This is a genomic window from Pseudomonas sp. HMWF006, assembly GCF_003061205.1.
GTDB classification, from domain to species: Bacteria; Pseudomonadota; Gammaproteobacteria; order Pseudomonadales; family Pseudomonadaceae; genus Aquipseudomonas; species Aquipseudomonas monsensis.
Map to the genome: position 1 here is coordinate 1,038 of NZ_QAIU01000474.1, position 3,820 is coordinate 4,857.

Annotated in this window: 4 protein-coding genes; all 4 read right to left on the reverse strand. The window is 60.5% G+C overall.

Annotated features, from left to right (window positions below; translation table 11 throughout):
- On the reverse strand, positions 1-345 hold a 345-nt coding region (locus DBR24_RS33075; protein WP_256591696.1), incomplete at its 3' end, for an acyl-CoA dehydrogenase family protein.
- A gap of 3 nt (positions 346-348) precedes the next feature.
- Positions 349-1,455, reverse strand: a complete 1,107-nt coding sequence (locus DBR24_RS20675) for an enoyl-CoA hydratase/isomerase family protein (protein WP_123468886.1) — start codon at positions 1,453-1,455, stop codon at positions 349-351.
- 260 nt (positions 1,456-1,715) lie between these two features.
- Complete coding sequence (locus DBR24_RS20680) at positions 1,716-2,405, reverse strand: HPP family protein (RefSeq protein ID WP_128615684.1); 690 nt, start codon at positions 2,403-2,405, stop codon at positions 1,716-1,718.
- Positions 2,406-2,561: 156 nt separating this feature from the next.
- Complete coding sequence (locus tag DBR24_RS20685; protein WP_128615685.1) at positions 2,562-3,740, reverse strand: MFS transporter; 1,179 nt, start codon at positions 3,738-3,740, stop codon at positions 2,562-2,564.
- Between the last annotated feature and the right edge of the window lie 80 nt (positions 3,741-3,820).

Consider the following 3,820-nt stretch of genomic DNA (forward strand, 5'->3'; position numbering starts at 1 on the left):
GAGGTCGGCCAGCCAGGTCTTTTTCTGCGCTTCGCTGCCGTAATTCATGACCGGCCCACAGCCCACCGAGTTGTGGATGCTCATGAAGGCCCCGGTTGCGCCGTCGCCTGCGGAAATCTCTTCCACGGCCAGGGCGTAGGCCACGTAATCGACGTAAGTGCCGCCCCATTCCTCAGGTACGACCATGCCGAGCAAACCCAGCTCACCCATCTTCGCCACCAGCGCGTCATCAATCCAGCCAGCCTTTTCCCAGGCCTGCGCGTGAGGCGCGATCTCGCCACGGGCAAAGTCCCGGGCCATGTCGCGGATCATTACTTGTTCTTCAGTCAGTTCGAGATCGTGCATGGCTCAGCTCCCGCTCTCAGCAAACCCGTGGAAGAAACTCGCGACATGCGCAGCGTCCAGCGCAGCAAGGGTCGGCGGGTTCCAGCGTGGTGTCTTGTCTTTGTCGATCAGCAAGGCGCGCACGCCTTCGATCAGGTCGCCGCGCTCGAACCACTGGCGATCCAGATGCAGTTCGAGGGCGAAGCAGTGTTCGAGGCTCAAGTGCCGGCCACGACGGAGCATCTCCAGCGTCACGGCCATGGCCAGCGGCGAACGGGTTTCCAGGAGGTCAGCGGTGGCGGTTGCCCATTCGTGGCTGTCGGCAACCGTGACTGCACGCAGTTGCTCGACCATGCTCGGCACATCGGGCAAAGCGAAGAAGTGGTCGATGACCGGACGCAGTTTTTGCAGCGGTGCATCGGCCAGGGTCTGCACGCCGTTTTTTGCGAGCAGGCTTTGCAGGTCCTTGAGCGGCGTGTCATGCCATTCCAGGTGATCGAGCTGTTCATCGAGGCTCGCCAGTTTTCGGCTGTCGACATACCAGTCGGCCAGCCCGCAATACAGCGCATCGGCCGCGCGGATCTGCACGCCGCTGACACCCAGATAAATCCCCAGCTCACCGGGGATGCGCGGCAGGAAGTAACTGCCGCCGACATCCGGGAAATAACCGATGGCCACTTCCGGCATCGCCAGACGGCTCTTCTCGGTGACCACGCGCAGATCCGCGCCTTGCACCAGGCCCATGCCGCCGCCGAGGACGAAACCGTCCATCAAGGCCAGCACCGGTTTGCGGTAGTGATGAATCGTCAGGTCGAGGGCGTATTCCTCGACGAAGAAATCTTCGTGCAGCGTATCGCCGCTTTTGAAACTGTCGTAAAGGGAACGAATGTCACCGCCAGCGCAGAAGGCTTTTTCACCGGCGCCGCGCAGCACCACGGCGCGGACATCGCTGTCGGTTGCCCAGGCGTCGAGCTGCCGTTGCAGTTGGCGAACCATGTCGAGGGTGATGGCGTTGAGGCCGGCGGGGCGGTTGAGGGTCAGGTGACCGATGTGGTTGCGAACCTCGGCCAGCACTTCGTTTTGCGTGGCATCCATGGACGGTGTCCGCGGGGATGAAGCCTGAGCAGTCATCACTAACTCCCTGCTTTTATTGTCTTTATTCGAGAAGCTCGCGCGCGAGCGTTAGCGGATCGTAACAGTGCAAATTTGCCGTGTACAACGGGGATATGTGCAGGGGGAGTTTGCGTTTTTGCAGCAGGCGCAAGATTGTCTTTGTGGCGGGAGCTTGCTCGCGGCGGGCTGCGAAGCGGCCCCATTATTCAACACCATGGGGCTGCCTCTGCTGAGCAGCCGAGCTGGAGCAAGCTCCCTCACCACAAGGATTCAGGTCGTTATCGAGTGAAGACTTCGCCGATGCTACGACGCTTGGCGTGCAGTTCGCTGGCATGAATCAGTTGTTCGAGATCTTCAGGCGTAACGTCGATAAACGCTTCCATATCCGCCAATGCCAGTTTCAAGTCAGCGGCGGTGATGGCCTGGTTATCGACCGCCGTCAGTGCCGGTGCTGGCTCGGCCGGGCGTTTCGGGTAGTGGATGCGCGTCAGGTTGTTGTAGGTCAGAGCGCTGAGCAGCATGCACGCGGCGGCGAGCATCACCGGTTCCATGGCCTTCCACTCCATTGCGATGGTGGCTGGATCGGCCAGCACCAGCGTCAGCGCGAGCGCACCAGCCGGTGGGTGCAGGCAACGCAGCCAGCACATCAGGATCAACGCCATGCCCGCCGCCAGGCAAGCGCTGCCGAGGGTTCGGCCGAGGACGTGGGCCACCAGCAGCGCGACAACGCTGGCGCACAAGTAGCCGCCGATGATCGACCATGGCTGTGCGAGGGCGCCGGAAGACACGGCAAATAGCAACACGGCTGAAGCACCCAGCGGCCCGATCAGGTGATACGCGACCTCGATGCCGAACACCTGACTGCACGCCCACACACTGAACAAGGTGCCCAGCGCCATGCCGATGGCGGCGCGGCTCCATTCGGTGGGGCGGGTGTTGATGGCAGCGGGCAACCAGCGAGCGAGCATTTAAATCGGGTCCTTGCAGCAAATTCGAGGCAAAAAAAAGGACTGTCCGGCAATCCGGAAAGTCCTCGAAGCGTTCCAACTATTGGGGGAGGAACGCGCACAGTGTGCCGTGCAAACTCGATGCTGACAAATTCATATAAATGCTGCTTCAGTGCATTATTTTTGAGTTAAAGCGACGCGTCTCCCGCTCATGAAGCACAGCAGTCCACCCATTGCGGTCAACGCGCTCAGCGCATAGAACATCGTTGGCGCCGGAGTGTGCATCAGCAGGAATCCGCAGATCACCGGACTCAACGCGCCGCCCAGAGCCGCCAGATTCTGTGCGCCGTAGTAGCTGCCACGCAATTCTTCCGGAGCCAGGGTGTCGACGAACAGGAACTCCGACGGGTAAATGATCATTTCACCCAGGGTGAAGATGAACATCGCGATGCACCAGGTGAGCAGGCTGTTGGCCAGACTGAAACCGATCAACCCAAGAATGAACAGGCTGGTGCCAGCAGCAATCCAGTAGCGCAACTTTTCGCGACTGAGGAAGCGACCGATCTGGTATTGCAGCAGGATCACCGTGATGGCATTGCAGGCGAGCAGGGCGGCCATGGTCTGCAGGGCGCTTTTCGAGTCTTCGACCACCAGCAGGTATTGCGACAGGTACAGGGTGAAGCGCCCGTGCACCACGGTGCTGAGCAGGCAACCGCAGGTGAACATGATCAGCGTGCGGTCGTTTTTCAGGGTGAACAGGGTTTTCAGAAAGCTTTGCGGTTGGCCGATGGCGGTAACCGGGCCGGAATCCCTGGGAATCCCGCTCATCAGAAACACACTGGCGAAGGCAATCGCGGCGGCGATCAGGAACGGCGCAACAGGGTAGACCCCGGCAATCACCACGCCGAGCATCGGCCCGGTGGCGTAACCGATGTTGGTCAGCGTATAGCGCAGGGAGAACGCCTTGGCCCGTTGGCTCATAGGCAGGTTTTCACTGAGGATTGCCTTGGAGCCGATCAGGAACAACGCCGAGGCGGTTTCGGTGATGATCAGGGTAACGGTGGTCAGATAAAGGTTTTGGGCGAACGTCAGCAGGACAAAGCCCACGGCGCTGGAAAGCATGGCGAGAATCAGCAACCGGCGCTTTTCCAGGCGGTCGATGACATAGCCGCCATACAGTGCGAGCAGGGTCGCGATGAACACCGCGATACCCAGGAGCAGACCGACGTCCTGCTGGTTTAGCCCGAGCTTGTTGCTCAGGAACAGTGTGAGCAGCGGACTGGTGATGGCGCGGCTGACCACGATGGTCAGCGAGACGATCATCAGGCGACGGATAACGAGCGAGTAGGTGGCCACGGTGGGGCGAATGTCCTTATTTCAGTTGTTTTTGTGATCGGCTGGGCACCGAGTCGGCTGCATCGCGAGGCGACACACTC

Coding starts and splice junctions, on each gene's coding strand:
- DBR24_RS20680 (WP_128615684.1), bottom strand. CDS start 2,405: ATGCTCGCTCGCTGGTTGCCCGCTGCCATCAACACCCGCCCCACCGAA.
- DBR24_RS20675 (WP_123468886.1), bottom strand. CDS start 1,455: ATGACTGCTCAGGCTTCATCCCCGCGGACACCGTCCATGGATGCCACG.